Raw genomic sequence first — 26,993 nt, forward strand, 5'->3', positions numbered from 1 at the left:
ACACCCCGTTGTCTCAAGGCTTCAAGGCTTTCTTCGGATAGATATCGTAGCGGCTCGACTTGCCGTCGAGGCCATGACTCGGCTTGGGCCCGTCAATGCACGGCGCCTTGCGCGGGCGCTTGACCACCACCCGGTGGGTCGCCAGCGCCAGCGCCGCCGCCAGCAAGGCCGGCGCATCCGGATCATCGCCCACCAACGGGCGGAACAGGCGCATTTCCTTCTTCACCAGGGCGGTTTTCTCACGGTGGGGAAACATCGGGTCAAGGTAGATCACCTGCGGCGCCTCGCCTTCCCAATTGCGCATCACCTCGATCGAGTTGCCCTTGAGCAGGTGCATGCGCGAAACAATCGGCGCCACCTCGAAATCCTCCAGCCCACGGGCCAGGCCGTCTTCGAGCAAGGCGCCGATCAGCGGCTGGCGCTCGATCAGGCTCATCTCGCAGCCCAGGCTCGCCAGCACGAAAGCATCCTTGCCCAGGCCCGCCGTGGCATCCAGCACCCGCGGCCGCACGCCCGGCTGGATGCCCACCGCCTTGGCGATCATCTGCCCGCTGCCGCCGCCATACAGGCGCCGATGCGCCGCGCCACCTTCGACAAAGTCCACGCGGACCGGCCCCGGCGCCTCCGGCCCCAGTTGCTGCAACTGCAGGCCCTGTTCCGACAGCTGCAAGGCGAACTCCGCTTCGGGCTCCTGCAACGGCAAGCCGAGGCGCTCGGCCCACACTTCGGCCCGGGACTGCAACCCTTCGGCCAGGGCCTCGACTCTGATACGCACCGGCGCTTGCTGCTCACTCATGAAAAACACGCTCAAAAATTTAATGATCGGCAAAAGCTGCCGATAAAAACATTATCCGGCATTTTGCCAGAGCTGAGCGTCAATCGAGAGCCATGTCAGACATTCCCAGCACATCCATAGGTTATCTATCGCCCGTCGGCGATTATGGCCTGCGCAATTCCCAGGCACTGAGCGGTGTCAGTCACCTGTGGCAGGATTTCTTTGCCCGGGCGCTGGCCGAACAGGTGGGGGATGCGCCGGGTGAAAAGAATGTCCAGGCGCAACTGCCGGTCGACGGCCCGGTGGAGCCTACCGCCGGCGCCGAGCTGCTGGCGCAGATCGTCGACCAGCGTCAGTGCAATGTGCAGGAAACCCCGGTCCGTCCACCCGAGCCGCTGTTCCTGCCGATTGCCGAATTCGATCTGGACCTGCTGAAGAAGCCCGTGCCCTATCCGCCGGAAGAAATCGTCGCCCAGCAGAAGCAGCAGGATTTCGAAAGCGGCTGGGTCCGCCCTATCGTCCTCAACGCCGGCCAGCCGCTGCCCGCTCCAGGCCCTGCGCCGCAACCGCGTCCGCTGCACCTGCCGATTGCCGAGTTCGAGCTGGACCTGCTGCCCCCTCACGTTCCGTTCGACGAAGCCACCCTGGCCGAGCAGCAGAAAGCCATGGACTACGACCTGCACTGGGCACGTCCGCTGGTGGCACAGAATCTGCGCCTGGCGGCCTAAGTGCCCAACGCCTGCAAGGGCGTCCTGACCTAACCCTTGAACATCTGGTTGATCCGCGCGAACGGGATCGCCTGATCCAGTGCGGCAAACGTCCCCTGCCCACGAATCTCCTCGGCCGCCCGATAGAACGCGCCATACGCCGCCCGGGCCAACGCCGAACCGACACTGATGCGCTTGACGCCCAGTTCGCCCAATTCGGCCACCGACAGGTTCACCCCACCCGCCATCAACACATTCACAGGCTTGGGCGCCACGGCCTTGACCACCGCCTCGATCTCCTCGCGCGTGCGTAGGCCCGGGGCATACAACACGTCCGCGCCGGCCTCGGCGAAAGCCTGCAAACGGCGAATGGTATCCGGCAGATCCAGGCGGCCATGCAACAGGTTCTCCGCCCGCGCCGTCAGCATGAACGGGAACGACAGGCCGCGGGCCGCCACCACCGCGGCCTCGACCCGCTCCACCGCGTGGTTGAAGGCATAGATGGGGTCGTCGGCATGACCACTGGCATCCTCGATCGAGCCCCCCACCAGCCCGGCTTCGGCCGCCCGACGAATCGCCTCGGCACAACCGGCGGGGCTGTGGTCAAAGCCATTTTCCAGATCCGCCGCCACCGGCAGTGGCGTGGCCATGACAATGCCCCGGGCGTTATCCAGCGTATCGCTCAGTGAATTGGCCCCCTCCGCATCCGGACGCCCAAGGGAAAACGCCAACCCCGCACTGGTGGTCGCCAGCGCCTCGAACCCCAGTGCCGCGAGCATTTTCGCCGAGCCGGCATCCCATGGGTTGGGAATCACGAAGGCCCCCGCACGCTCGTGCAGGGTTTTGAACGTCTGGGCTCGAAGGGTTTGCGCATCCATGGGTCGACTCCTGGCAAAGAGAAAATGGCGCCGTCAGAGCAAGCCAAGTTGCTCCGCGGCAGGTCCTCTGTATAGCTCAGGCAACGCTGGCAAGCCAGGCAAACGTGCCATCAGCCGCGCGTGGAAACGTTGCGCCAGCGCGGGAGCGAGGCGGTTGTCGGAGGTGTGCAGAAACACGTAGGGCGTGCGCCCTTCCTCGATCCAGCTGGCCACTTTTTCGACCCAGGGGGTCAGGAAAGGCTCATTGGCCTGCAGTTCCGGGTGACCGATGAAACGCACCTGCGGGAACAGCGTGAACGCCGCCGGACGGGGTGGCACCTTGGGCTTTTTCGACTGGGCGTGCAGCACCGAGGCCTCCGTGGAGGTGCAACTGAACAGCGCCCGCGGATCGAGGCAGATCCGTTCGACACCCCGGTCCAGCAGCATACGGTTGAGCATCCGCTCGGCGTCGCCCTTGGCGAAGAATTCGCGGTGGCGGACTTCGACCGCCAGCGGGCGCTGCAGCGCGTCGATGAACCCGGCCAGTTCGGCCAGGCGCTCTGGCGCGAAACTGGCCGGCAATTGCAGCCACAGCGGCGCCACTCGTGGCCCCAGCGGCTTGAGCAGTTGCAGGAAGTCCTCCGCGGCCTGGGCCTGATCGCGCAGGTCACCCTCGTGGCTGATATCCCGGGGAAACTTGGCGGTGAAGCGAAAGTGCCCGGGCATGGTCTGCGCCCAGCGTTCCACCGTGGCAGGCGCGGGCCGGGCGTAGAAGGTGGTGTTGCCTTCGACGGCATTGAACACCTGGGCGTACAGGTCGAGAAAGTCGCTGGCGCGCGCGGTGGGCGGGTACAGGTACTCGCGCCAGGCGTTTTCGCTCCAGGAGGGGCAACCGAGGTAGTAAGGCAGGACAGGGTCAGTCATCGACCCGATTAAATCAGATATGCAGGTCGAGCCCCAACACTTCCATGTCCCACTCGACGAAACCGGCGGTGGTCAGGTAGCTGGCCAGGGCGGTGGCGACGCTCTTGCTCATGGCGCGATGGAAGATCATGTCCTGCGGGCGGGCGGGCAGATTGGCCAGGCGGCTACCAGCCGCTTCGGCGCGCGCCGCCACCTCGGACAGGTCCTCGTCATCAGCCACCAGCACATCGACGTCGTCGTCGAGCACGACCCCGCTTTTACGCGGTTTGCGCTTGATGGGGTAGGACTGTGAGGAAACGCCGTCTATACGCATTGGGGCATGCTCGGTGTCGATGATGGCAATTTAGCAGCAGGCGCCGCACTTAGCTATTGCCCGAGTGATAACTGGACCACAGAACCCGGAAAAGGTTTTCACACCCCGGCGCCCGGGTGGAGAAAACATGACGAACGGCACATTTTTGACTGATCCGGGGGATTTTCCGGCTGAACGGCTTAACGCTCAGTCTAGCCTGAAATTTATCGCTGGCCGCTGGGTTCAACGGGCCTTGGGCGTCGCCACCTTGTCGCGCAGGTAGACCGGCTGGGCTTCGTCGGCGGGAATCGCCTCGCCGCGCTCCCAGGCAAAGCGCGCCAGGGTCAGCAGGTCTTCGGCGTGGGGCAGCAGGCTGGCATCCTGGCCACTCAAGGCGACCTGGATCCGCTCGCCATAGCCCCACCCGGTGCCCGCCCCGAACCATTCGCCGGTGGCAGCGTCCGGCAACGCGGCCAGCTGCGGTGCCAGCACCGCCTCGACACCCGCCAGGCGCATCTCCCCCGCTTCTTCGCGGTAACAGCCCCAGTACACCTCGTCCATCCGCGCATCGATGGCCGCCGCCACCTGGCGCGCACCGTGCTCGCGAAATGCCCGTTGCGCCAGGACCGCCAGGTTCGACACCGGCAACACCGGACGCTCCAGCGCAAACGCCAACCCCTGGACCACACCGATGGCAATCCGCACCCCGGTAAAGGCCCCGGGGCCACGGCCGAAGGCAATCGCCTCCACCGCCGACAGGCTGATACCGGCGTCCGCCAGCAACTGCTGGATCATCGGCAAGAGTTTTTGCGCGTGCAGACGCGGAATCACCTCGTAGTGGCTCGTCACCTTGCCGTCGTGCAGCAAGGCGACGGAGCAGGCTTCAGTCGCGGTGTCCAGGGCCAGCAAGGTGCTCATCGATGTGTCCGTCAGGTCGAAATGAAAAAAAGTGCAACAGTATAAACAACAACAGCCCGCAAGCGGGCTGTTGTCGAGGCAGCGACTACAAGGATCAGCTCAGGGCTTCAAGCACCTTGCCCGTAATCGATTCGACCGAACCGACGCCGGCGATATGGCTGTACTTCGGCTTGCCCTGGGCGGCCGAGAGCTTCTGGTAGAAATCCACCAGCGGCTTGGTCTGGGAGTGGTAGACCGACAGGCGATGACGCACGGTTTCTTCGGTGTCGTCCTTGCGCTGCACCAGGTCGTCACCGGTCAGGTCGTCCTTGCCTTCGACTTTCGGCGGGTTGTAGACGGTGTGGTAGACGCGCCCGGAAGCCTCGTGCACACGACGGCCGGCAATACGCTGGACGATCTCTTCGTCGTCGACGGCGATCTCGACCACGTGGTCCAGCTCCACGCCGGCTTCCACCAGGGCTTCAGCCTGGGGAATGGTGCGCGGGAAACCGTCGAACAGGAAACCCTTGGCGCAATCGGCCTGGGCGATACGGTCCTTGACCAGCGCGATGATCAGGTCGTCGGAGACCAGGCCGCCGGCGTCCATGATGCCCTTGGCCTTGAGGCCCAGCTCGGTGCCGGCCTTGACCGCGGCGCGCAGCATGTCGCCAGTGGAGATTTGCGGGATGCCGAATTTTTCGGTGATGAACTTAGCCTGAGTACCTTTACCGGCCCCGGGAGCTCCCAGCAGAATGACGCGCATCGATGTGCTCCTCAATTTTTTATTTAGAAACGCTCGGATTCGCCTCGTGGGGCCAATCCCAAAAATAGGGTCATGGCCGCAAAAACGGCCAAAGGCTGATCAAGATACACAGCCGACCGGACCCACACAAGCCGCCGAAAGTCGCAGCAACCCATGCCTGCACGAGCGGTGAAACCTGCTACGCCAGGTCGCCCCCCGGCAATAAAGTGTCGCCACACAAAAACGACCGCCTCTGACTGGGCGGTCGTTCTTGTCCTGCTTCCGGTAAGGAATCTTCCTGCACACCTCAACCCGTATTGCGCAACCCGGCGGCAATTCCCGCCACAGACACCAGCAAAGCCTGTTCCAGAGGGCTGTCCTGGGCCGCTTCCTGGCGTCGCGAGCGGGCCAGCAATTCGGCCTGCAACAGGTGCAGCGGATCCAGGTAGGTGTTGCGCAGACGAATGAACTCCAGGGTCTCGGGGCTGTGGGCGAGCAACTGCGACTGGCCGGTCAGACCCAGTACCACCGCGCACGCCTGCGACAATAGGTCGCGTAAGTGCACACCCAGTGGCAGCAGTTCGGCATCCACCAGGCGCTCGTCATAGGAGCGGGCGATATCGCTGTCGGCCTTGGCCAGGACCATTTCCAGCATGTCGATACGGGTGCGGAAGAACGGCCATTGCTCGCGCATCTGTGCCAGCAGCTCGCCTTCGCCACGGGCCAGCGCCTTGCGCAGCGCCGCTTCCCAGCCGAGCCAGGCCGGCAGCATCAGGCGGGTCTGGGTCCAGCCGAAAATCCACGGGATCGCCCGCAGGCTTTCGATCCCGCCGGCGCGGCGCTTGGCCGGACGGCTGCCCAGCGGCAGGCGCCCGAGCTCCTGTTCCGGGGTGGATTGACGGAAGTATTCGACGAACTGCGGATTGTCCCGCACCTCGGCGCGGTAGGCGTGGACGCCGTCCGCCGCCAGTTCGTCCATCAGCTTGCGCCAGGCCGGTTGCGGCGGTGGCGGCGGCAGCAAGGTGGCTTCGAGCACGGCGGCCAGATAGAGGTTGAGGTTCTGCTCGGCGATGTCCGGCAGGCCGAACTTGAAGCGGATCATTTCGCCCTGCTCGGTGGTGCGGAAACGCCCCGCCACCGAGCCCGGCGGCTGCGACAGGATCGCTGCGTGGGCCGGACCGCCGCCGCGACCGACGGTGCCGCCGCGACCATGGAACAGCAGCAGTTCGACCTGCTGCTCGCGGCAGATCTCCACCAGCCGCTCCTGGGCCCGGTACTGTGCCCAGGCCGCCGCGGTGGTGCCGGCGTCCTTGGCCGAATCGGAGTAGCCGATCATCACTTCCTGGGGACCCTGCAGACGCGCGCGATAGCCCGGCAACAGCAACAGCCGCTCCATCACCGGCCCGGCGTTGTCCAGGTCGGCCAGGGTTTCGAACAAGGGCACCACGCGCATCGGCCGGAGCACGCCGGACTCCTTGAGGAGCAACTGCACCGCCAGCACATCGGAGGCGGCCCCGGCCATGGAGATCACGTAGGAACCGAGGGAGTCCGCCGGCGCGGCGGCGATTTCCCGGCAGGTCGCCAGCACTTCGGCGGTGTCGGCGGAAGGTTTGAACCAGGCCGGCAACAGCGGGCGGCGATTGGCCAGCTCGCGCATCAGGAAGGTCAGGCGATCTTCTTCATTCCAGTCTTCGTAACGCCCCAGCCCCAGGTAGTCGGTGATCTCGGTCATCGCGGCGGCGTGACGGGAGGAGTCCTGACGCACATCCAGACGCACCAGGAACAGGCCGAAGGTCACCGCCCGGCGCAGGCAATCGAGCAGCGGACCGTCGGCGATCACGCCCATGCCGCATTCGTGCAGGGACTGGTAGCACAGTTGCAGCGGCTCCAGCAGTTCGCGGTTGTGCTGCAGCACCTCGTCCGACGCCGGTTGCGTCGTGCCGAGGGAGGCCTGGGCCCAGTTGCGGGTCGCCCGCAGCCGCTCACGCAACTGCTTGAGCAGCGCCCGGTAAGGTTCGGCGCTCTCGCCGGCGCGGGCGCGCAGGGCCTCGCTGGCCTGTTGCATCGACAAGTCGGCGGCCAGGTGATCGACGTCGCGCAGATAGAGATCCGCCGCCATCCAGCGCGCCAGCAACAGGACTTCGCGGGTGACCTTGGCGGTGACATTGGGGTTGCCGTCGCGGTCGCCGCCCATCCAGGACGCGAAACGGATCGGCGCGGCCTCCAGCGGCAGGCGCAGACCGGTGGCGGCGAACAGCGCCTGGTCGGCGCGGCGCAGGTAGTTGGGAATGGCCTGCCAGAGGGAGTGCTCGATCACCGCGAAGCCCCACTTGGCTTCGTCCACCGGGGTGGGCCGGGTGCGGCGGATTTCCTCGGTGTGCCAGGCTTCGGCGATCAGGCGCTGCAAGCGCTGGCGGATCTGCTCGCGTTCGGCGCCGGTGAGGTCGCGGTGGTCCTGCTGCGCCAATTGCGCGGCAATGGCATCGTATTTCTGGATCAGGGTCCGCCGCGCCACCTCGGTGGGGTGCGCGGTGAGCACCAGTTCGATCTCCAGGCGCGCCAACTGCCGGGCCAGGGATTCGGCGCCATGGCCTTCGGCGAGCAGCCGGGCCAGCAACTCCGGCAGGACCCGCGACTCGAAGGGCGCCGGCTGCGATTCGTCACGGCGGTGGATCAACTGATACTGCTCGGCAATATTGGCCAGGTTCAGGAACTGATTGAAGGCCCGGGCCACGGGCAGCAATTCATCGTCGCCCAGACCGTCCAGGCTGGCGCTGAGTTCGGCGGTGGCCGAACCGCTGCGGTCGGCCTTGGCGCCCTTGCGGATACGCTCGATCTTGTCGAGGAACTCGTCACCATGCTGGTCACGGATGGTATTGCCCAACAGCTCACCCAAAAGGTGGACGTCTTCACGCAAACGTACATCAATATCGGACATCGACAGACTCTCCAGAGGATGCTGAGACGGCTCACGGGCTCAAGAGTGCACCACGGCGACGAAGGCTTACAAGCCAAGCGAATTATTGATGCCCGGCAAAAATCCCCACTGAACCTCATCGCCCGGGGCTAGTCTGATACTAAGCCTCACAAGGGCTTTATCGCCGGTACAGGCCGGTCACTCATCAATACCCGCCATCAACGGGGTGCGAATTGAGGTCGATATGAAAATCCGTGAGCTTGCCCAGCACTGGGAAGAAAACGCCAAAGGTCGGCTGACCGACACCGGCTATGCCATTCATCTGGATGTGGAAGCCGCGGCGCGCCTGGCGGCGGTGATCGACATGTACCCCAAGCGGCGCCCGGAAGAACTGCTCGGCGAGTTGATCGGCGCGGCGCTGGAGGAACTGGAAGCCAGTTTCCCCTATGTCCAGGGCGCGCAGGTGGTGGCCACTGACGAAGAAGGCGATCCACTCTACGAAGACGTCGGGCCGACGCCGCGCTTCCTGTCGTTGTCGCGACGACACCTGCATGACCTGGCATCCCAGGACAAGCCGAAACATTAAAGCGCAACGCGCGCCCCTGTGGAGCGAGCTTGCTCGCTCCTACCAGTCGTGCGTTACTGCTCCAGCTTTGGCGTTTCCTGCCCCATGCAGCGCACCGCCTGCTTCTTGCTGTTCACCAGCACGCCGGTGAGGCCTTTCTGTTCCGTGTCGAACAGCACCAGCACGCCATCGACGCATTGCGCCGTTTGCGCCGCCGGCTCCAGCGAGACCTTGTAATCCTCCCCCGGCACCGTCTTGAGCATGGTGAACTCGTTCAGCAGCAGCGCATCCTCCGGTTTGGCGAAATGCAGGTAGCCGTAGTACCACAGGCACCCCACCGTACCGATGATGCTGCAGATACCGGTGATGATCAGGGGAATGGCGTTACGTTCTTCAGTCATTGCGGGCTCTCTGGTTCAACATTCGAATTCGGGACAGGCGGATAATTCGGGATCTCGCCCAGGCGACGCAGGCCGTTGAAGTGCTGCGGGTCGTCGAGATAACGCAGCATCACCTTGCGCCAGACCGGGTCGCCGAAGGTCTGCACATGACCGCCACGGGTCAGTTGCAGGACCCGCGGCGGTGGCGCCGCCTGGTACAGCTGGATGCCATTGGCCAGCGGCACGATCGGGTCGTCGAGGCTGTGGAAGATCAGTTTCGGCACACCGGTCAGGCGCGGCATGGCCCTGATGGCGCTGTCGCCATCGGGGACCAGCCAGGACAGCGGGATTTGCAGGGGCCAGGTCAGCCAGGACGAACCGAGGGCGTCACGGCCCACCGAACGGTAGCTGGCCGGTACGCCATCGAGCACCAGGGCCTTGAGGCGCGGCTGGTATTCGGGGTGGAGCTCCACCAAGTAATGCACCATCAGGGCCCCGCCCAGGCTCTGCCCCAGGACCACCAGGGGTTTGCCCTGCACCTCCGGGGCCTTTTGCAGCCAGTCGAACGCCGCGTCCAGGTCCTGATAAACCTCCGGCAGGCTCGGGTCGCCTTCGGACAATCCATAGCCACGATAGTCGAGCAGCAGCACCTGGTAACCCTGCGCCGGCAACCACCAACTGCCACCCAGTTGCGTGGACAGGTTGCCACCGTTGCCATGCAGGTGCAGCACCGTGCCCTTGACCGCCACACCAGCCTTGACCGGCAGCCACCAGGCACGCAGGTGCAGGCCGTCGGCGGTGGTCAGGGTGATGTCACGGTATTCGAGGTGAGCTTTATCGGGGCTGAACGGCAGGCCGGGCTCGGGATAGAACAGCAGGGAGCTGCAGCCGTTCACACTCAAGAGCAAAGAAAGAAGTATGAGCAGACGCATGAGCTTCTCTGCCATTGTGGTTCGGATGCGCCAGCCCCTCACGGCATTTTTCGCAAGTGACGACGATAAAGCAGAGTCCCCAGTACGACAGAAAATACGATCAACCCTAAATTGCCGAAAAGCCAGATGGCGACATTTCGATTTTGATCAGCATCACTTTCATAGAATGGACCGAAATAGTAACCCGTTGCCCAAAAAATCACGTTGAATAAACCACAGGTTACAATCACCAGAAATAGAATCCACAGCACACACTTGAGGACGTTCATAGAACCCTCCAAAACCAGATTTCTCTGGACTTGTGAAAGTCGGAAATGGTCCCTTCGATCACCACCCCATAGTGAATACGCACGTAGCTCAGCCAGTCAGTCAACCGACGGCCATTCCACAAATCGATATGATCACCGCTACGATTGCCAAAGGTTTCATTGCCTCGCGCCGAGAAATCCTTGAAAAAAATGATCCCTTGTTGCCCATCCAAGGTTTCCTCAAACGCCTCAGGCTTGACCTTGCGCACCGGCTGCACGTTGGCTATCGAGGTTCGGCTCAACGCACCGGCCAACTCCTCGGCGGCCAGCACATGCCCCTCGCTCCTGGGATGCTGCCAGCAAAACCGCGCGCCACGCAGCTTTCCCAGATCGACACCACTACGGCGCAAGGCAACACCCAGGTTGATCGCGCACTGGTCACTGAAGTTTTTTGCCCCTTTGGTACGACAAGGCGCGGCGTCGCCGAATATCTGCGGGTGATTCTTCCATAATGTATCGAACGTGATCATCAACACGGTTCCCTGTGTGTCCAGTCATGGATCACAGGATATTAGAGTAATCCGCCTCGATCCGATCCAGGCTCAAGTGATTCAGGAAGTTGCTGAAGCACATCCAGGCCGACAGCGCATTCATGTCGCGGAACTGCTCCGGCAGGTACTTGGGCGGCACCACCAGGCCCTCATCCACCAACTGGCGCAGGGTACGCATGTCTTCCAAGGTGGTCTTGCCGCAAAACAGCAACGGTACCTGTTCGAGCTTGCCCTTGCGCACGGCCAACTGAATATAGTTGTAAACCATGATGAAGCCCTTGAGGTAGGACAAGTCTTTGGTGAATGGCAGCCCCGTGGGCGTCGAGCCACGGAAGATCCGACTGGCGTTGCCGTAGCTTTCCGCCATCTCGAAACCCTGCTCGCGGAAGAACTCGAACACCTGCAGGAAATCCGCGCCCTGCTCCACCATGTCGATGGCGCGGGTGCGGTTGGTCAGCTTGCGCAAGCGGGTGGGATAGGAGGCGAAGGCAATCACTTCCATCAGGATCGCCAGGCCCTCCTGGGTCACCGTCGACGAGGGCGGGCCCTTGGACAGGAAGGTGCAGATCGGCTGGTTCAAACCGTTGAGGGTGGTGCCGACATGCACCAGGCCCTCATGCACCTCCAGCGCCCGCACATCCCGCGAGTTGAACATCGCATCGGCGCGAATCTTGATGTAGTCGGCGCCCGCCGCCGCGTCGGCGACGATACCGTCGGACTCGAACACCCGGATGGTTTCCTCGGCCTCGCCGAACACCTTGTTCAACCGGTGTTGCAGCAGATCGACCGCCTCCTTGGCGGTGAGGGTCTTGGGTTCGTCCTTGAGGTCACCACGGATATCGATATTGTTCAGGTAATCGGAGAGCATCAGCCCGAGGTCGGCCAGGGTCGGATCACCGGCGTGGAAAGCATCCGACGCGGCGCCGTACAGCTCCTGGGAAATCAGCCCGAAATCCGCGGTGCCACGGGCTTCGAGCATCCGCACCACCTGGCGGTACTCCCGGCACATGCGCCGCATGATCTGCCCGACCGGGTTGAACTGGCCGAGCCGACGGGTGATATCGCGCTCGATGTTCTGGAACTCCAGCTTCACCGCAGCGGAATCGAACGACAGGGGCCGCGAGGTGTAATAGTCGCGGTCCACCGCCGGCATTTCCTTGCCCTTGGCCTTGAGAAAACCCTTGCGGATGTTGTCGTCCCACTTCACCGCATCGAGCACGCGAATCGGTGTCTGCGCCAGCACAATGCGATCAGAGAGGCTGCGTATCGTCTGCTGGTAATCGTCCAAGGGTGACTCCTGAAGGTGGCTGCGCTAGATCGCCCTGCAAAGAGCCTAGACCGACGCCAGCACCAGATGCATGTAACGCGAGACAATCCCCAGCATGTCCTGCTCAGCCTGGGCCTCGTCGTCGTTGAGAAGGCCCTGATATTCCATCCGTCCGATAATCGCCGTCAACACTTTGCCATCCTGCTGTGGCTCTTTGGACCCCAGAACCTGGAAAAACTGACAAGTCCCCTGTAGGAGAATTTGCTGATGGGAACGCACCAACACGGCCAGGCGCGGATTGAGCAGCGCCTCCTGGCGAAATGCCTGTTCGGCCATCAGGTACTCACGGCGGTTGTGCAGTTGTCGCAGGATATAGTCGGTGGCCATGTGGGCAATATCGTCGGCCAGTTGGGAGCGTGACGCCGCACTGCCGTCACCGTAGGCGACCATTTCCCGCAACACGCCCTCGGTGTTTTCCCACAGCTTGGCCATGTAGGCCGCACTGCGCTCGACATACTGGGCGAAGGTATCGGTGAGCAGGTCATCGATATCCTTGAAGTAATAGGTGGTGGCCGACAGCGGCACGCCGGCCTCGGTGGCCACCGCCCGGTGGCGCACACCGCGCACGCCGTCACGCACGACAATGCGCATGGCCGCGTCGAGAATCTCCTGTCGCCGTTGCTCGCTGCCCTGTCGACTGGCCTTGCGTCCCTGGTACTGAACGCTTTCCGCCACCGCAGTGGCGACGCCAGCTGCTCCCCTTTGCGTCATTGCACGGTTCACTACAGGTCTTCCTCTCTTGTAATGTTTTGAAACGTCAGTACTAACGGACAATAAAAAAGCCGCCTTGCGAGGGCGGCTTTTTCAACAACAGTCTTATGCTTGCGGCCTCATGTGCGGGAAGAGGATCACATCGCGAATCGACGGCGCATTGGTGAGCAGCATCACCAGGCGGTCGATACCGATGCCCTCGCCCGCCGTCGGCGGCATGCCGTACTCCAGCGCACGCACGAAGTCGGCGTCGTAGTGCATGGCCTCGTCGTCGCCGGCGTCCTTGTCCGCGACCTGGGCCTTGAAGCGTTCGGCCTGGTCTTCGGCATCGTTCAGCTCGGAGTAGGCGTTGGCGATTTCACGGCCACCGATGAACAGCTCGAAACGGTCGGTGACGCTCGGGTTCTCGTCGTTGCGGCGCGCCAGCGGCGACACTTCGAACGGGTACTGGGTAATGAAGTGCGGCTGCTCCAGCTTGTGCTCGACCAGCTCTTCGAAAATCATCACCTGCAGCTTGCCCAGGCCTTCGAAGCCGAGCACCTTGGCACCGGCCTTCTTGGCGATGGCGCGGGCGGTGTCGATGTCCTGCAGGTCGGCGGCGGAAATTTCCGGGTTGTACTTGAGGATCGAGTCGAACACCGACAGGCGCGCGAACGGCTCGCCGAAGTGGAACACCTTGTCGCCATAAGGCACGTCGGTGCTGCCCAGAACCGCTTGCGCCAGTTCACGGAACAGTTCTTCGGTCAGGTCCATGTTGTCTTCGTAGTCGGCGTAGGCCTGGTAGAACTCGAGCATGGTGAACTCGGGGTTGTGCCGGGTCGAAACGCCTTCGTTACGGAAGTTGCGGTTGATCTCGAACACACGCTCGAAGCCGCCTACCACCAGGCGCTTGAGGTACAGCTCCGGCGCGATGCGCAGGTACATGCCCATGTCCAGCGCATTGTGGTGGGTTTCGAACGGCTTGGCCGCCGCGCCACCAGGGATGGTCTGCAGCATCGGCGTTTCCACTTCCATGAAATCGCGCTGCATCATGAAGTTGCGGATATGCGCGATGACCTGCGAACGCACGCGGAAGGTCTGGCGCACTTCTTCGTTGACGATCAGGTCGACGTAGCGCTGGCGGTAGCGCTGCTCGGTGTCGGTCAGGCCGTGGTGCTTGTCCGGCAGCGGGCGCAGGGACTTGGTCAGCAGGCGCACGTCGGTCATTTCGACGTACAGGTCGCCCTTGCCGGAACGGGCCAGGGTACCCTCGGCGGAAATGATGTCGCCCAGGTCCCAGGTTTTCACCGCGGCCAGGGTCTCTTCCGAGAGGGTCTTGCGGTTGACGTAGACCTGGATGCGCCCGGACATGTCCTGGATCACCATGAAGGAGCCACGGTTGAGCATGATGCGACCGGCAACCTTGACCGGGATCGCCGCTTCTGCCAGTTCTTCCTTGGTCTTGTCCGCGTACTGTTTCTGCAAGTCTTCGCAGTAGGCGTCGCGACGGAAGTCGTTGGGGAAGGCCTGACCCTTGGCGCGCTCGGCAGCCAGCTTTTCCTTGCGCAGGGCGATCAGGGTGTTTTCTTCCTGTTGCAGGGCTTGCGGGTCGAGTTGTAGGTCGCTCATGTCTTTAGATTTTCCATCACAGGTTCGTTGCCCCCGGCCTTCGGCAGGGGTTCACGGCCGCGACGCGCCTTGATGCGCGCCGCCGCCGCAGTGCCTTAAAGCCCTTGCTTGAGGCTGGCTTCCAGGTATTCGTCGATATCGCCGTCCAGCACCTTGTCGCAGTCGCTGCGTTCGATGTTGGTGCGCAGATCCTTGATCCGCGAGGCGTCGAGTACGTAGGAGCGGATCTGGTGACCCCAGCCGATATCCGACTTGGTGTCTTCCAGGGCCTGGGAAGCGGCGTTGCGCTTCTGCACTTCCTGTTCGTACAAGCGCGCCCGCAACATTTTCATCGCGGTGTCTTTGTTCGCGTGCTGGGAGCGTTCGTTCTGGCAGCTGACCACGGTGTTGGTCGGTACGTGGGTGATCCGTACGGCCGAGTCGGTGGTGTTAACGTGCTGGCCACCAGCACCGGAGGAACGATAGGTGTCGATCCGCAGGTCTGCCGGGTTGATTTCGATTTCGATGTTGTCGTCGATTTCCGGGGATACGAAAACCGCCGAGAACGAGGTGTGGCGACGGTTGCCGGAGTCGAACGGGCTCTTGCGCACCAGGCGGTGCACGCCGATCTCGGTGCGCAGCCAGCCGAAGACGTACTCGCCCTTGATATGCACGGTGGCGCCCTTGATCCCAGCGACTTCGCCGGCGGACAGTTCCATGATGGTGGCGTCGAAACCGCGCTTGTCGGCCCAGCGCAGGTACATGCGCAGCAGGATATTGGCCCAGTCCTGGGCTTCGGTGCCGCCGGAACCGGCCTGGATATCCAGGTAGGCGTTGTTCGGGTCCATTTCGCCGCTGAACATGCGACGGAATTCCAGTTTCTCGAGGGCTTCGCGCAGGCGTTCGACTTCAGCAGCGACGTCGTCGACGGCACCCTGGTCTTCTTCGGCGGCGGCCATTTCCAGCAGGTCGCGGGCGTCGGCCAGGCCGCTGGACATGTCGTCCAGGGTCTCGACGATCAGCGCCAGCGCGGAGCGCTCGCGGCCGAGGTTCTGCGCGTATTCGGGGTTGTTCCAGACAGACGGATCTTCAAGCTCGCGATTGACTTCGGTCAGGCGCTCATGCTTTTGATCGTAGTCAAAGATACCCCCGAATGGTTTCGGAGCGCTCGGACAGGTCCTTGATACTGTTAAGGATCGGGTTGATTTCCATGGCGGGCAGCACTCGTCGGTGAACTTTTGAAAGCCGGCGAGTATAACCGGTTTGTGCGCGTCCCGGCAGCCCGCTTGGCGGGGTGAAGGCACAAAGTGACACCTGGAAGGACAGCCATTCTCCAAAAACCGTGAACGGGCGGTTATTGTATGCCCCCCAAAAAGGAAGATTTGCGCAAGGAACGCTGGCATGACGCTTCACGAAACGATCCTGGCCCTGCTGGTTGCCCAGGGCCTGATGGGCGCGTTCGACGTGATTTACCATCACGAACTACGCTGCGCCCTGCCTCAACATACATCCGCCGCCTATGAACTGCGACTGCACGCCATCCGCTCGCTGCTCTACGGCGTGCTGTTCGGCGGCCTGGCGTGGTTTGCCTGGGGTGGCGCCTGGTTAGGGGTGCTCTGGGCCATTGTGCTGGTCGAAATCACGCTGACCCTGATGGACTTCGTCGAAGAAGACCGTAGCCGCCGCTTGCCGCCCAGCGAACGCATCACCCACACGGTGCTGGCCATCAATGCGGGCGTGCTGTTCGGCCTGCTGGCCCAGCTTTCACTGGACTGGGCGACGCTCCCCAGCGCCCTGCACTGGACACCCCAGGGCCTATGGAGCCTCGTACTCAGCGTGATGGCCGTGGGCGTCACCCTCTCCGGCGTCCGCGACGGCTTCGCCAGCCGCGCCCTGAGTCGTGCGACGCCCCAAGCGGCCTTCGACTTCGGCCCGCCAGCCCAGACCTTCCTGATCAGCGGCGGCACCGGTTTCATTGGCCAGGCGCTGGTGCGCAGCCTGCTGGCCGCCGGACAGGTTCCCGTAGTGCTGGCACGCGACCCGCTCAAGGCCGCCGCCCTCTTTCAAGGACGCGTACGCTGCATCACCGCCCTGGATCAACTTCATCGCGATACACCGGTGGACGTGGTGATCAATCTCGCGGGGGAAACCATCCTCGGGCGCCCCTGGAACCCCGCGCGCAAGGCCAGCCTGATCGCCAGCCGCGTCGAGACCACCAAGGCCCTGGTGGCCTGGGCCCGCAACGCCAGCCAAAAACCACGCTTGATGCTGTCGGCCTCGGCCGTTGGCTTTTATGGCGAGCAGGCACTGGATGACCCGCGTACGCTCGACGAGTCGAGCCCCGGGCAGGACGGCTTTACCACCGAGCTTTGCCAACGCTGGGAGGAAGCGGCTCACGGCGTTCTCGACGCCGGTATCGCCTTGAGACTGATGCGCCTGGGACTGGTGTTCGGCCAGGGCGGCGCCTTGCCGGCCATGCTCACGCCCATACGGCTGGGATTCGGCGGGCCGCTGGGCAGCGGCCGGCAGATCATGAGCTGGATTCACCTGCAAGACGTACTGGCGGCCATCGCCTGGTTCTGCCGCAGCGCCCCAGCTGAACCGGATGCCATCGTCTACAACCTGGTCGCGCCGGAGACCCCGAGCCAGCACGCCTTTGTCCGCGAGGCGGCCCGCCTGCTCAAGCGACCCGCCTGGCTCCCCCTGCCGGAAGCCCCCGTGCGGGGTTTGCTGGGCGAACAGTCCTGCCTCTTGCTGGACGGCCAACGGGTCAGCCCGCGCCGGCTTCTGGAAGAGGGCTTCGACTTTCAGTATCCGACGCTGTCATCGGCGCTGGTTGAAGTCTGCGGGATAATGCCCCGATGAAGAGCCTTTACCAGCAGATTCTCACGGAGGATTTCGCCAAGCTGGCGCCCGTCCTGCAAGCCTTGCATGGCGCGCAAGGGGCTCAGGTCCAGGGCACGCTGGCGGTTGGCTGGACCCGCGCGTTCTGGCCGAGGCTGCTGCCGCTGTTGGCGAGGATGCCGGCCGCGTCGCCGGCCGCCTCATGCCGCGTGGGTATTGCACCCGTCACCCAGACCTCGGAGCGCTGGCAGAGAGTCATCGGCGGCCGGGCCATGAACAGCCTGATGCAGGCCGGAACCGGTGCCGTGATCGTCGAGCACGTGGGGCCGATTGCGGCGCCGCTCCGCACGTGGGTCGATGCCGAAGGCGGCCTGCATCAGCGCTGCGAACGGGTCGTCCTGCGCGGGCTGGGCTGGCCGGTGCCCGGCCTGACGATCAGTGCGAGCGAGCACCCCATTGACGCCCGGCGTTATCACTGCCGGGTCAAGGTCGACCTGGCTCGCTTCGGCACACTCATTCACTACAACGGCGTATTGAGCCTGGTCGAGCCCACCTCTTCATCAACACAGACGGAAAACCCATGACGTACCTGTTCTCAACCCGCACCGCGCCCGCCTGGATGTCCTGGATCCTGCGCATCGCCGCGCTCTACAACCTGTTCTACGCCGTGCTGCTGGCGGTCTGGCCCAGCCAGGTCTTTGCCTGGCTGCAGATGCCGGCCACGCCGGACGTGATGGTCCGCTGCATCGGCATGATGGTCGGCGTGTATGCGCTGGGCTACTGGATTGCCGCCCAGGACGTGGTTCGCTATTGGCCGCTGGTGGCCGTCGGGGTGGTCGGCAAGACATTGGGGCCCATCGGCTTTTTACAGTCGGCCATGAGCGGCGTTCTGCCCTGGCACAGCGGGATCATGCTGCTGTGCAACGATCTGGTCTGGTGGCTGCCGTTCTGGATCATCACCCTGTATGGCTGGAAGCGTTCGAACCAGGGGTGAAACAAGACGCGGAACCGGTGCCACTGACGTAGCCGGCAGTGGCACTTTCACTTCTTTTGGCAAAACCTTCCGCCACCGCGTCGGCCTTTTTAACCTTGATATGTAAGGCCTTTCTGTTTTTTACAGACCTATTCAACGCACCACCGAATAGTCGCCGCTTTTACACCTTGAAATACGAGCCACTGCGCAGGCCAGTAATGGCTATTTGTCCGCCTCAACCAATCCCCACCTGGTTACGCCCACCGTTCTTCGCCAAATACAGCCCCTTGTCCGCCGCCGAAATCAGCTCCCGGTAGTTGCTGCCCTGTTGCGGTATCACGGTGGCCAGTCCGATGCTGATGGTCAGCACCGAGCCCTCGCTCGGCGCGTTGTGCGGGATCTTCAACCCCGCCACGGTCTGGCGCAGCTTTTCCGCCACCAGCCGCGCACCGCCTTGCGTGGTGTTCGGCAGCACCAGGGCGAACTCTTCGCCACCATAACGCGCCGGTAGATCCGAAGGCCGGCAGCTGGCCTCACGAATCGTCTCCGCCACCTTGCGCAAGGCTTCATCCCCTTCCAGATGACCAAAGTTGTCATTGAACAACTTGAAGTGGTCCACATCGATCATCAACAACGACGTCTGCGTCTGTTCACGCTGCGCCCGTCGCCATTCCAGCTCCAGGTACTCGTCGAAGTGCCGACGGTTGGACAACCCGGTCAGGCCGTCGGAGTTCATCAGGCGCTGCAGCACCAGGTTGGTGTCGAGCAATTGCTGCTGGCTGACCCGCAACGCCCGATACGCCGCATCACGCTGCAACAAGGTCATGTAGGAACGCGAGTGATAGCGAATGCGCGCCACCAGCTCGATGTTGTCCGGCAACTTGACCAGGTAATCGTTGGCCCCGGCGGCAAACGCCGCGCTCTTGACCAGCGGGTCTTCCTTGGTGGAGAGCACGATGATCGGGATGTCCTTGGTCGCCGGATGATTGCGGTACTCGCGCACCAGGCTCAGGCCGTCGAGGCCGGGCATGACCAGGTCCTGCAGGATCACCGTCGGCTTGATGCGGATCGCCTGGGCAATCGCCTGGTGCGGATCGGCACAGAAATGGAAGTCGATGTTCGTCTCCGTGGCCAGCCCGCGTCGGACCGCCTCGCCGATCATGGCCTGATCATCGACCAGCAGCACCATCGCGGCGTTTTCGTCGGAGGTCTTGAAATCATCCAGCTGTAAATCATTCATACGCGGTCACCTGAGGTACTGCTTTCAAACCAGGCCTGCTGACGAGGGAACTCATGAAGAAAATACCTCCAGCAAGCGTGGCGCGATCTGGTTCAGTGGGCGAATTTCGACGGCGGCATCGATAGCCGCCGCTGCCTTGGGCATGCCGTACACGGCACTGCTCTGCTGGTCCTGGGCGATGGTCAGGTAGCCGTGCTCGCGCATCAGCTTCAACCCGTGGGCACCGTCGCGCCCCATGCCCGTCAACAACACGCCCACCGCATCGCCATTCCAGTAACTGGCGATACTCTCGAAAAACACATCGATGGAAGGCCGGTAGATCTCGTTCACGGGCTCGGCGGTATAGGCCAGAGTCCCGTTTTTCAACAAGCGGATATGATGGTTCGTCCCGGCCAGCAGCACGGTACCGCGCTGCGGCGCCTCGCCATCGCGGGCCAGGCGCACCGGCAGGCCGCAGGCACTGCCCAACCATTCGGCCATGCCGGCGGCAAACACCTGGTCGACATGCTGGACCAGGACAACGGCGGCGGGGAAATCAGCAGGCAAACCTTTCAGCAAGGTTTCCAAGGCCGCCGGCCCCCCGGCCGAAGAGCCGATGGCCACCAGCTTCTGCCGGGGACTGTTGTCCCGGGCGGGCGCCGCCACGCTGCGTACCCGGTTGTCCCGTTGGCCGATCAACCAGCCGATATTGAGGATCTTGCGCAACAACGGCGCAGCGGCTTCCTTCGGGTTGTCGCCGCCGATGGCCGGTGTGTCGACCACATCCAGCGCACCATGGCCCATGGCTTCAAAGACCCGGTGCACGTTCTGTTGCCGGTCGACGGTGACGATGACGATCGCGCAGGGCGACTCGGTCATGATTCGCCGGGTAGCCTCGACGCCATCCATCACCGGCATGATCAGGTCCATCAGGATCAGGTCGGGAGTGTCCTCGGCACAGTACTTCACCGCCTCGGCGCCGTTGGCGGCGACCCAGATCACTTCGTGCGTCGGCTCGAACGCCAGGGCACGACGCAACGCTTCTACCGCCATGGGCATATCGTTGACGATCGCGATCCTCATCCCTGGGCTCCTCCGATCAACTCCGCCACCGCATCCAGCAGGGCGTCGTCATGAAAACTGGCCTTGGCCAAATAATAGTCGGCCCCGGCGTCCAGCCCGCGGCGACGGTCCTCTTCACGATCCTTGTAGGACACCACCATGACCGGCAGCGACTGCAGGCGTGTGTCCTTACGCAAGAGCGTGACCAATTCGATCCCGTCCATCCGGGGCATGTCGATATCGGTGATCAACAGGTCGAAGTCTTCGCCGCGCAGGGCGTTCCAACCGTCCATGCCATCCACCGCCACCGCCACCTCGTAACCCCGGTTGACCAGCAGTTTGCGCTGCAGTTCACGCACGGTCAGGGAATCGTCGACCACCAGCACGCGCTTGCGCACCGCCTCGCTGGCCTGACGATGGCGCCGGTCGATACGTTCCAGGCGACCGGTATCGAGCAGCTTGTCCACCGAGCGCAGCATGTCTTCGACATCGACGATCAACACCGCCGAACCGTCGTCGAGCAAGGCCCCGGCGGAAATATCCTGGACCTTGCCCAACCGCGGATCGAGCGGCAACACCACCAGGGTGCGCTCGCCGACGAAGCGTTCCACCTCGACCCCATAGATCGCCTCGCGCTCGCGGATCACCACGACCTTGAGGCTGCCGTCCTGGTGTTCGCTGGGCGGACGCTGTAGCAGCTGGCTGGCCGCCACCAGCCCGACATGCCGGCCTTCGTGCCAGAAGTGCTGGCGCCCCTCGAGCTGCACGATGTCCTCGGGCGCCAGGTCGCACATGCGCTCGATGTGAGCCAAGGGAAAAGCATAGGCCTCGCCGCCGACCTCCACCACCAGGCTGCGCACCACCGACAGGGTCAGCGGCACTTCGAGGTGAAAACGACTGCCCTGCCCGGTCGTCTGCTCCAGCACCACGCCGCCGCGCAGTTGGCGGACCATGTGCTGCACCGCGTCGAGGCCGACCCCGCGCCCGGAGACTTCGGTGACCTTGTCCCGCAGGCTGAAGCCCGGCAGGAAGAGGAAGCTCAGCAACTCTTCCTCGCTCAGCTGGGCGGCGGTGTCAGCCGGGGCCAACTGGCGCTCGACGACGCTGCGCCGGAGCCGCTCCAGGTCCACGCCGCCGCCGTCGTCGCTCAGTTGCAGTACCAGCAACCCGGCCTGGTGGGAGGCCCGCAGGCGAATCAGGCCCTCGGCCGGCTTGCCCGCCAGCACCCGTAGCTCCGGGCTTTCGATGCCATGGTCGACCGCGTTGCGCAGCAGGTGGGTCAGCGGCGCTTCGAGTTTTTCCAGCACGTCGCGATCGACCTGGGTTTTCTCCCCTTCGATTTCCAGGCGCACCTGTTTGCCCAGGCTGCGGCCCAGGTCGCGGACCATCCGCACCTGGCCGCTCAGGACATCCGCAAAGGGCCGCATGCGGCAGGCCAGTGCCGTGTCATACAACACCTGGGCACGCTGGCTGGCGTGCCAACCGAACTCGTCCAGCTCCACCGTTTGCGCCGCCAGCATCCTCTGGGACTCGGCCAGCAGGCGCCGGGCATCGGCCAGGGCCTCCTCGGCTTCAAGGCTCAGGCCGGTGCCCTTCAACTGATCGTTGAGTTGGTCCAGGGCCCGCAGGCCCTTGTCCTGCATCCGCCGCAGCCGCTGCATGGTCGCCAGGTAAGGCTTGAGGCGCTGGGTTTCCACCAGGGATTTGCTCGACAGGTCGAGCAGGCTGTTCAGACGCTCGGCGGTCACCCGCAGCACCCGCTCGCCCCCTTCGGCGACCCGGCGGCCGGGCGGCATCAGTTCAGCCGACGGGGTTTCAAGAGGCAGTGTTTCAAAAGGCGATGCTTCAAGAGACGGTGTTTCAAGATCGACGGCCACGGACGGCGGCACGAACAGCAGCTCCTCCGGCTCGACCACCCCAGGCGGGGCCGTCCGGGCACCGGCAAGCGAAGGATCGAGCAGCACCTGCAACTGCAGGACATAGGCCTCGATCTCCAGCGAGCCGACATTGGCACTGGGCGTGGCTATGCGCATCAGCAAGTCGGTGCCTTGCAACAAGGCGTCGATATGTTCCGGTTGCAGGTACAGCCGGCCTTCCTGGGCGCTGACCAGGCAATCCTCCATCACATGGGCCACGCTGACCCCGGCATCCACGCCGACGATCCGCGCCGCGCCCTTGAGGGAATGGGCGGCGCGCATGCAGGCCTCGAGCTGGTCGGCCTGGGTCGGGTTGCGCTCCAGGGCCAGGAGGCCGGCGCTGAGCACCTGGGTCTGGGCCTCGGCCTCCAGGCTGAACAGCTCCAGCAGCGACGAGTCGCGCATTTGATCGGGGGTCATGTGAGGCTCCGGGTCACGGCCGACAGCAATTGCTCTTCATCCAGCCAACGCAGGCTGCGCCCCTTGAACGGCAATACGCCGCGGGTGAACCGGGCACTGGCCTGGGGTCCGGCGGCACTGGCGCTGTCGAGCAGGCGCTGGTCGATGGCATGGATACCGTCCACCTCGTCCACCGGCAGCACCACCGGCCCACCCTGGGCACCGACGATCAGCATGCGCGGCATCACCCGGCCGCCCGGTGTAACCGGGCCCGAGGCCTCCAGCCCCAACAACTCCACCAACGACAGGCAGGCCACCAACGCACCCCGTACGTTGGCGACACCGAGCAAGGCCCGCGAACGCTGGTGCGGCAGGGAGTGAATCGGCTGCAGCGGCGCGACTTCCACCAGGCAGCGGGTCACCAGGCCCAGCCATTCTTCGCCGAGCCGGAACATCAGCAGCGAACGGGTGACGACATCACTGCCGGCATCGATCGCCGCCGTCTGTTCGGGGCGCTCCTGCTGCAACGAATAACGGTCCAGCAGGCGCGTGGCGGCGGCGGAATACACCGCACAGTTACGGCAGTGGACATGCTCGGCCAGCAGCGGGCAGGACTTGTCGCCGTGGATACCGATGCGGTTCCAGCAATCGTCGATGTTCTCGGCGTCGTGGTGGGTCAGGTTCAAGTCAGTCAAACCGCTCATCATTTGCGCTCACTGTCAGCGGCGCGCTCGCTACGGGCGGCGCGTTCCTGCAATCGCCGGGCGCCTGCCGCATCGCCCTGGGAGGCCAGCAGCGCCGCCAGGTGGACGAGGGCCTCGGGATGTTGCGGTTCCAGGTACAAGGCCTTGCGATAAAAACCCTGGGCCTCCAGGGTACTGCCGGCCACATCGCTCAGCAGGCCCAGCCAGTAGAAGACCTGGGCGACCGGTTCGTGCTGACGCAGGTAGGTTTCACACGCCTGGCGCGCCTGGGCGCCTTTGCCTTCGTTGGCCAGCGTGGCAATCCGGGCCAGCAGGGCGGATGCCTCGTCCGACGCCTGCGGCGTTGCCACGGGCGCTGGCACCGCTGGCGTGAACGCCGTACGGGGGCTGAACGGTCGGCGCAGAGGCGGCACCGGCGCACTGGCAGGCGACACACGCACCGGCAAAGACGGCGCTACGAACACCGGCGACGGCTCGGGCTCGGGCTCGGCTTGCGTCTGGTGGCGAAAGGCAAAGGACTGCGCCGCGCCGATGGAGCGCATGCCCATCCGTCCCAGCAGGTTGCCCTCGGCCGGGCCGATGAACAGCACACCGTCCACGTGGGTCAGGCGCTTGAGGATATCGAAGACCCGGCGTTGGGTCGCCAGGTCGAAATAGATCAGCAGGTTGCGGCAGAACACGAAGTCATAGACCTCGCCCACCTGCAATTCGGGATCGAGCAGATTGCCGCTCTGCAGCCGCACCTGCTCGCGGACCCGCTCGCTGAGCCGGTAATCGTCGGCCACCGGGGTGAAATGCCGCTCGCGAAACTCGATGTCCTGCCCGCGAAAGGAGTTCTTGCCATACAGGGCACGCCTGGCCCGCTCCACCGACAATGGGCTGACGTCGATGCCGTCGATCTTGAACTGATGCGGCGCCAGGCCGGCATCGAGCAGGGCCATGGCGATCGAATAGGGTTCTTCGCCGGTGGAACAAGGCAGGCTGAGGATCTTCAAGGCGCGCATGCCCTTGATCTGCGCCAACCGTTCGCTCGCCAGGCGCGCCAGGGTCGAAAAGGACTCCGGGTACCGGAAGAACCAGGTTTCCGGGACGATCACCGCCTCGATCAGCGTTTGCTGCTCGTCCTCACTGCTCAGCAGCCGGGCCCAGTAGTGGTCCGCCGAGGCGATCTGCAACTGGGTACAGCGCTGGCGCACGGCGCGCTCGATGATGGCCGGGCCGACCGAAGCCACGTCCAGGCCGATGCGATGCTTGAGGAAATCGAAGAAACGCTGATCGTCACTCATGCCGGCGCCTCGTCCGAGGCGGGAAACAGCAGCGCCCGCACCTCGGCGCCGAGCAGGTCGTCGACCCGAATCCGTTGCAGCAGGCCCTGGGCATCTTCACGCACCGGCCCGAGGTAAGGCGCCTCGCGGTTGTCCAGGCCATAGGGCTGGAAGTCCGCCGGGTTGCAACGCAGGGTATCGGTGGCCTGTTCGAGAATCAGCCCGAGCAAGCGCCCGGGCGCCTCGTCCACGGGACGGTAATGCACCAGCACCAACCGCGTGCTGGTGCGGGCCGCCGCCGGCTCGCCGAAGGTCATGGCGCTGACATCGATCACCGGCACCATCGCCCCCCGATGGGCCAACACCCCCGCGACCCAGGCCGGTGCCTGGGCAATCGGCTTGAGTTGCAGGCGTGGCAGCACCTCGGCCACTTCGACGGCCTCCAGGGCATAGCGTTCGCCCTTGATGCGAAAGACCAGGAACAGACTGTTCCCGGGCTGCGCGCCGACGCCGTGTTTAGCCACCCGCTCGCTCATCAGACTTTGAAACGCGAAACGCCGCTGCGCAGGCCCACCGCGACCTGGCTCAGCTCGTCGATGGCGAAGCTGGCCTGGCGCAGGGATTCGACGGTCTGGCTGCTGGCGTCGCCCAACTGCACCAGGGCGAGGTTGATCTGCTCGGCGCCGGTGGCCTGGGCCTGCATGCCTTCGTTGACCATCAGCACACGCGGCGCCAGGGCCTGGACCTGATGGATGATCTGCGACAGTTGCTCACCGACCTGCTGCACTTCGAACATGCCGCGGCGCACTTCCTCGGAGAACTTGTCCATGCCCATGACCCCGGCGGACACCGCCGACTGGATCTCGCGCACCATCTGCTCGATGTCGTAGGTGGCGACGGCGGTCTGGTCCGCCAGGCGCCGCACCTCGGTGGCGACCACGGCAAAACCGCGGCCGTACTCGCCGGCCTTTTCCGCCTCGATGGCGGCATTGAGGGACAACAGGTTGGTCTGGTCGGCCACCTTGACGATGGTCACCACCACCTGGTTGATGTTGCCGGCCTTCTCGTTGAGGATCGCCAGCTTGGAGTTCACCAGGTCGGCGGCGCCCATCACCGAATGCATGGTTTCCTCCATGCGGGCCAGCCCTTGCTGGCCGGAGCCGGCCAGCACCGAGGCCTGGTCGGCGGCGGAGGACACTTCGGTCATGGTCCGCACCAGGTCCCGGGAGGTCGCGGCGATTTCCCGCGAGGTCGCGCCGATCTCGGTGGTGGTGGCGGCGGTTTCGGTGGCGGTGGCCTGCTGCTGCTTGGAGGTGGCGGCGATTTCCGTGACCGAGGTGGTGACCTGTACCGAGGAGCGCTGGGCCTGGGACACCAGGGCCGTCAGTTCGGTCATCATGTCGTTGAAGCCGGTTTCCACGGCCCCGAACTCGTCCTTGCGTTCCAGGTTCAGGCGACTGCTCAGGTCACCGGTGCGCATGACTTCAAGGATTTCGACAATCCGCTGCATCGGCGCCATGATCCCGCGCATCAGCAGAAGGCCACAAAGACCGGCGGCGGCGACCGCGATCAGCAGCGAAATCCCCATGCTGATTTTCGCGGCGGATACAGCGGCGGAAATCGAATCGGTGTCCTGGCTGGCCGCATTGCGGTTCTCGGTGATGATCTCGCTGAGTCGCTGGCGACCGGCAGCCCAGGCGGGCGTCAGTTGTTCGTTGAACAGATGGATGGCCTGATCGTTCTGCCTGTGTTGGTAGAGGTCCAGCACATTGACCAGCAGCTTGTTATAGGCCTCGTGATCACGTTTGAAAAGATCGAAGGCGGCCGCGTCCTCGGGCCTGAAGACCGTCGTCTGGTAATTGGCGATCTGCTCCACCAGACGGGTTTCGAATTCCTTGAACTGCAACTGGTCGGCGGCACTGATCGTGCCGTCCGCATGAAAGCCGAGCAATTGTTGGGTCAACACATAACTGTCGACCCAGGCGCTGCGCAGCATGGTGCTGTAGTAGACCCCGGGAAGAGCGTCGGTGCGCACACTCTCCTCGCTGGACTCGATCGACAGCAGCCGGGAATACGAGGCAACGACCATCAGCAGCATGATCGCGATGATGACGGCAAAGCTTGCCAGTATTCGTTGGCGCAACGTCCAGTTCTTCACTCTCAGTCCTCTGGGGCCATTTAAATGAGGGGCAGTATAGC

The 26,993-nt window shown here is 63.9% G+C and carries 27 protein-coding genes; 5 read left to right on the top strand and 22 right to left on the bottom strand.

The annotated features are described in order from the left end of the window. Nucleotides 1-13: 13 nt before the first annotated feature. Nucleotides 14-796, bottom strand: coding sequence for a class I SAM-dependent methyltransferase (locus NUH87_RS11700; RefSeq protein WP_338526052.1), 783 nt, complete (start codon nt 794-796; stop codon nt 14-16). A gap of 92 nt (nt 797-888) precedes the next feature. Between NUH87_RS11700 and NUH87_RS11705 the strand changes: the two genes are divergently transcribed. Next, nucleotides 889-1,503, top strand: a complete 615-nt coding sequence (locus tag NUH87_RS11705) for a hypothetical protein (RefSeq protein ID WP_040064718.1) — start codon at nt 889-891, stop codon at nt 1,501-1,503. A gap of 29 nt (nt 1,504-1,532) precedes the next feature. Here NUH87_RS11705 and NUH87_RS11710 read toward each other — a convergent pair whose 3' ends face one another. The 6 genes from NUH87_RS11710 to ppc form a co-directional block, all read right to left on the bottom strand. Then, the gene (locus NUH87_RS11710; protein ID WP_338526053.1) at nt 1,533-2,360 is read right to left on the bottom strand and encodes an isocitrate lyase/phosphoenolpyruvate mutase family protein; all 828 of its coding nucleotides are present in this window, start codon (nt 2,358-2,360) and stop codon (nt 1,533-1,535) included. A gap of 33 nt (nt 2,361-2,393) precedes the next feature. After that, nucleotides 2,394-3,263, bottom strand: coding sequence for a DUF72 domain-containing protein (locus tag NUH87_RS11715; protein ID WP_338526054.1), 870 nt, complete (start codon nt 3,261-3,263; stop codon nt 2,394-2,396). Nucleotides 3,264-3,276: 13 nt separating this feature from the next. Continuing rightward, a complete protein-coding gene (locus NUH87_RS11720; RefSeq protein ID WP_040064715.1) occupies nt 3,277-3,576 on the bottom strand; it encodes a hypothetical protein in 300 nt (99 codons plus the stop codon). A gap of 222 nt (nt 3,577-3,798) precedes the next feature. Next, on the bottom strand, nt 3,799-4,473 hold the full coding sequence (gene tsaB / locus NUH87_RS11725) for a tRNA (adenosine(37)-N6)-threonylcarbamoyltransferase complex dimerization subunit type 1 TsaB (protein ID WP_338526055.1): 675 nt from the start codon (nt 4,471-4,473) through the stop codon (nt 3,799-3,801). Nucleotides 4,474-4,567: 94 nt separating this feature from the next. Then, nucleotides 4,568-5,215 carry an adenylate kinase gene (adk, locus tag NUH87_RS11730; RefSeq protein WP_338526056.1) on the bottom strand — a complete coding sequence of 216 codons (648 nt, stop codon included), beginning with the start codon at nt 5,213-5,215 and terminating at the stop codon, nt 4,568-4,570. A 286-nt stretch (nt 5,216-5,501) separates the two neighbouring features. Beyond that, nucleotides 5,502-8,132 carry a phosphoenolpyruvate carboxylase gene (ppc, locus tag NUH87_RS11735; protein WP_338526057.1) on the bottom strand — a complete coding sequence of 877 codons (2,631 nt, stop codon included), beginning with the start codon at nt 8,130-8,132 and terminating at the stop codon, nt 5,502-5,504. 223 nt (nt 8,133-8,355) lie between these two features. Here ppc and NUH87_RS11740 point away from each other — a divergent pair, with 223 nt between their 5' ends. Next, complete coding sequence (locus NUH87_RS11740) at nt 8,356-8,697, top strand: hypothetical protein (RefSeq protein ID WP_040064709.1); 342 nt, start codon at nt 8,356-8,358, stop codon at nt 8,695-8,697. A gap of 53 nt (nt 8,698-8,750) precedes the next feature. Here the strand turns inward: NUH87_RS11740 and NUH87_RS11745 are convergent, their stop codons facing one another. The 8 genes from NUH87_RS11745 to prfB all read right to left on the bottom strand — a co-directional run bounded on the left by NUH87_RS11745 (nt 8,751) and on the right by prfB (nt 15,624). Further along, nucleotides 8,751-9,077 (bottom strand): hypothetical protein, encoded by a 327-nt coding sequence (locus tag NUH87_RS11745; RefSeq protein ID WP_338526058.1) that lies wholly within the window; start codon nt 9,075-9,077, stop codon nt 8,751-8,753. Continuing rightward, nucleotides 9,074-9,988, bottom strand: coding sequence for an alpha/beta hydrolase (locus NUH87_RS11750; protein WP_338526059.1), 915 nt, complete (start codon nt 9,986-9,988; stop codon nt 9,074-9,076). The genes NUH87_RS11745 and NUH87_RS11750 overlap by 4 nt, the downstream gene beginning before the upstream one ends. Nucleotides 9,989-10,026: 38 nt before the next feature. After that, entirely contained in the window at nt 10,027-10,257 is a 231-nt protein-coding gene (locus tag NUH87_RS11755) for a hypothetical protein (protein ID WP_338526060.1), read from the bottom strand. Next, complete coding sequence (locus NUH87_RS11760; RefSeq protein ID WP_338526061.1) at nt 10,254-10,766, bottom strand: type VI secretion system amidase effector protein Tae4; 513 nt, start codon at nt 10,764-10,766, stop codon at nt 10,254-10,256. The genes NUH87_RS11755 and NUH87_RS11760 overlap by 4 nt, the downstream gene beginning before the upstream one ends. A gap of 31 nt (nt 10,767-10,797) precedes the next feature. Further along, the gene (locus tag NUH87_RS11765) at nt 10,798-12,075 is read right to left on the bottom strand and encodes a flavohemoglobin expression-modulating QEGLA motif protein (protein ID WP_040064704.1); all 1,278 of its coding nucleotides are present in this window, start codon (nt 12,073-12,075) and stop codon (nt 10,798-10,800) included. Nucleotides 12,076-12,120: 45 nt separating this feature from the next. After that, nucleotides 12,121-12,825, bottom strand: a complete 705-nt coding sequence (locus NUH87_RS11770) for a TetR family transcriptional regulator (RefSeq protein ID WP_338526802.1) — start codon at nt 12,823-12,825, stop codon at nt 12,121-12,123. Nucleotides 12,826-12,930: 105 nt separating this feature from the next. After that, a complete protein-coding gene (gene lysS, locus NUH87_RS11775) occupies nt 12,931-14,433 on the bottom strand; it encodes a lysine--tRNA ligase (protein WP_338526062.1) in 1,503 nt (500 codons plus the stop codon). 95 nt (nt 14,434-14,528) lie between these two features. Next, nucleotides 14,529-15,624 (bottom strand): peptide chain release factor 2 gene (gene prfB / locus NUH87_RS11780; RefSeq protein ID WP_157015856.1). Its coding sequence is split into 2 segments (ribosomal slippage): nt 14,529-15,551 and nt 15,553-15,624, totalling 1,095 coding nucleotides; the frame shifts between segments, so codons are not numbered across the junction. A gap of 189 nt (nt 15,625-15,813) precedes the next feature. On the opposite strand from prfB, the gene NUH87_RS11785 reads away from it, so the two are divergent. From NUH87_RS11785 to NUH87_RS11795, 3 genes are read left to right on the top strand one after another with little or no spacing between them, the layout of a single operon-like run. Next, complete coding sequence (locus NUH87_RS11785) at nt 15,814-17,277, top strand: TIGR01777 family oxidoreductase (RefSeq protein WP_338526063.1); 1,464 nt, start codon at nt 15,814-15,816, stop codon at nt 17,275-17,277. Beyond that, the gene (locus tag NUH87_RS11790; RefSeq protein WP_338526064.1) at nt 17,274-17,840 is read left to right on the top strand and encodes a DUF4166 domain-containing protein; all 567 of its coding nucleotides are present in this window, start codon (nt 17,274-17,276) and stop codon (nt 17,838-17,840) included. The genes NUH87_RS11785 and NUH87_RS11790 overlap by 4 nt, the downstream gene beginning before the upstream one ends. Beyond that, nucleotides 17,837-18,250: a hypothetical protein gene (locus NUH87_RS11795; RefSeq protein ID WP_338526065.1), complete on the top strand. Its 414-nt coding sequence runs from the start codon at nt 17,837-17,839 to the stop codon at nt 18,248-18,250. Before NUH87_RS11790 ends, NUH87_RS11795 begins: the two co-directional genes overlap by 4 nt. A gap of 214 nt (nt 18,251-18,464) precedes the next feature. Here NUH87_RS11795 and NUH87_RS11800 read toward each other — a convergent pair whose 3' ends face one another. Genes NUH87_RS11800 through NUH87_RS11830 form a run of 7 tightly spaced genes read right to left on the bottom strand, consistent with a single transcriptional unit; the run spans nt 18,465 to nt 26,952 of the window. After that, the gene (locus NUH87_RS11800; RefSeq protein WP_338526066.1) at nt 18,465-19,469 is read right to left on the bottom strand and encodes a PleD family two-component system response regulator; all 1,005 of its coding nucleotides are present in this window, start codon (nt 19,467-19,469) and stop codon (nt 18,465-18,467) included. Nucleotides 19,470-19,520: 51 nt separating this feature from the next. Continuing rightward, nucleotides 19,521-20,531, bottom strand: coding sequence for a chemotaxis response regulator protein-glutamate methylesterase (locus NUH87_RS11805; protein ID WP_338526068.1), 1,011 nt, complete (start codon nt 20,529-20,531; stop codon nt 19,521-19,523). Then, on the bottom strand, nt 20,528-22,846 hold the full coding sequence (locus tag NUH87_RS11810) for a hybrid sensor histidine kinase/response regulator (protein ID WP_338526069.1): 2,319 nt from the start codon (nt 22,844-22,846) through the stop codon (nt 20,528-20,530). Before NUH87_RS11810 ends, NUH87_RS11805 begins: the two co-directional genes overlap by 4 nt. Further along, the gene (locus NUH87_RS11815; protein WP_040064564.1) at nt 22,843-23,529 is read right to left on the bottom strand and encodes a chemotaxis protein CheW; all 687 of its coding nucleotides are present in this window, start codon (nt 23,527-23,529) and stop codon (nt 22,843-22,845) included. Before NUH87_RS11815 ends, NUH87_RS11810 begins: the two co-directional genes overlap by 4 nt. After that, the gene (locus NUH87_RS11820; protein WP_338526070.1) at nt 23,529-24,815 is read right to left on the bottom strand and encodes a CheR family methyltransferase; all 1,287 of its coding nucleotides are present in this window, start codon (nt 24,813-24,815) and stop codon (nt 23,529-23,531) included. Before NUH87_RS11820 ends, NUH87_RS11815 begins: the two co-directional genes overlap by 1 nt. Continuing rightward, on the bottom strand, nt 24,812-25,330 hold the full coding sequence (locus NUH87_RS11825) for a chemotaxis protein CheW (RefSeq protein WP_338526072.1): 519 nt from the start codon (nt 25,328-25,330) through the stop codon (nt 24,812-24,814). The genes NUH87_RS11820 and NUH87_RS11825 overlap by 4 nt, the downstream gene beginning before the upstream one ends. Then, nucleotides 25,330-26,952: a methyl-accepting chemotaxis protein gene (locus NUH87_RS11830; RefSeq protein ID WP_338526073.1), complete on the bottom strand. Its 1,623-nt coding sequence runs from the start codon at nt 26,950-26,952 to the stop codon at nt 25,330-25,332. Before NUH87_RS11830 ends, NUH87_RS11825 begins: the two co-directional genes overlap by 1 nt. Nucleotides 26,953-26,993 lie beyond the last annotated feature (41 nt).

Source organism: Pseudomonas batumici, assembly GCF_036585405.1.
Classification (GTDB): Bacteria; Pseudomonadota; Gammaproteobacteria; order Pseudomonadales; family Pseudomonadaceae; genus Aquipseudomonas; species Aquipseudomonas batumici.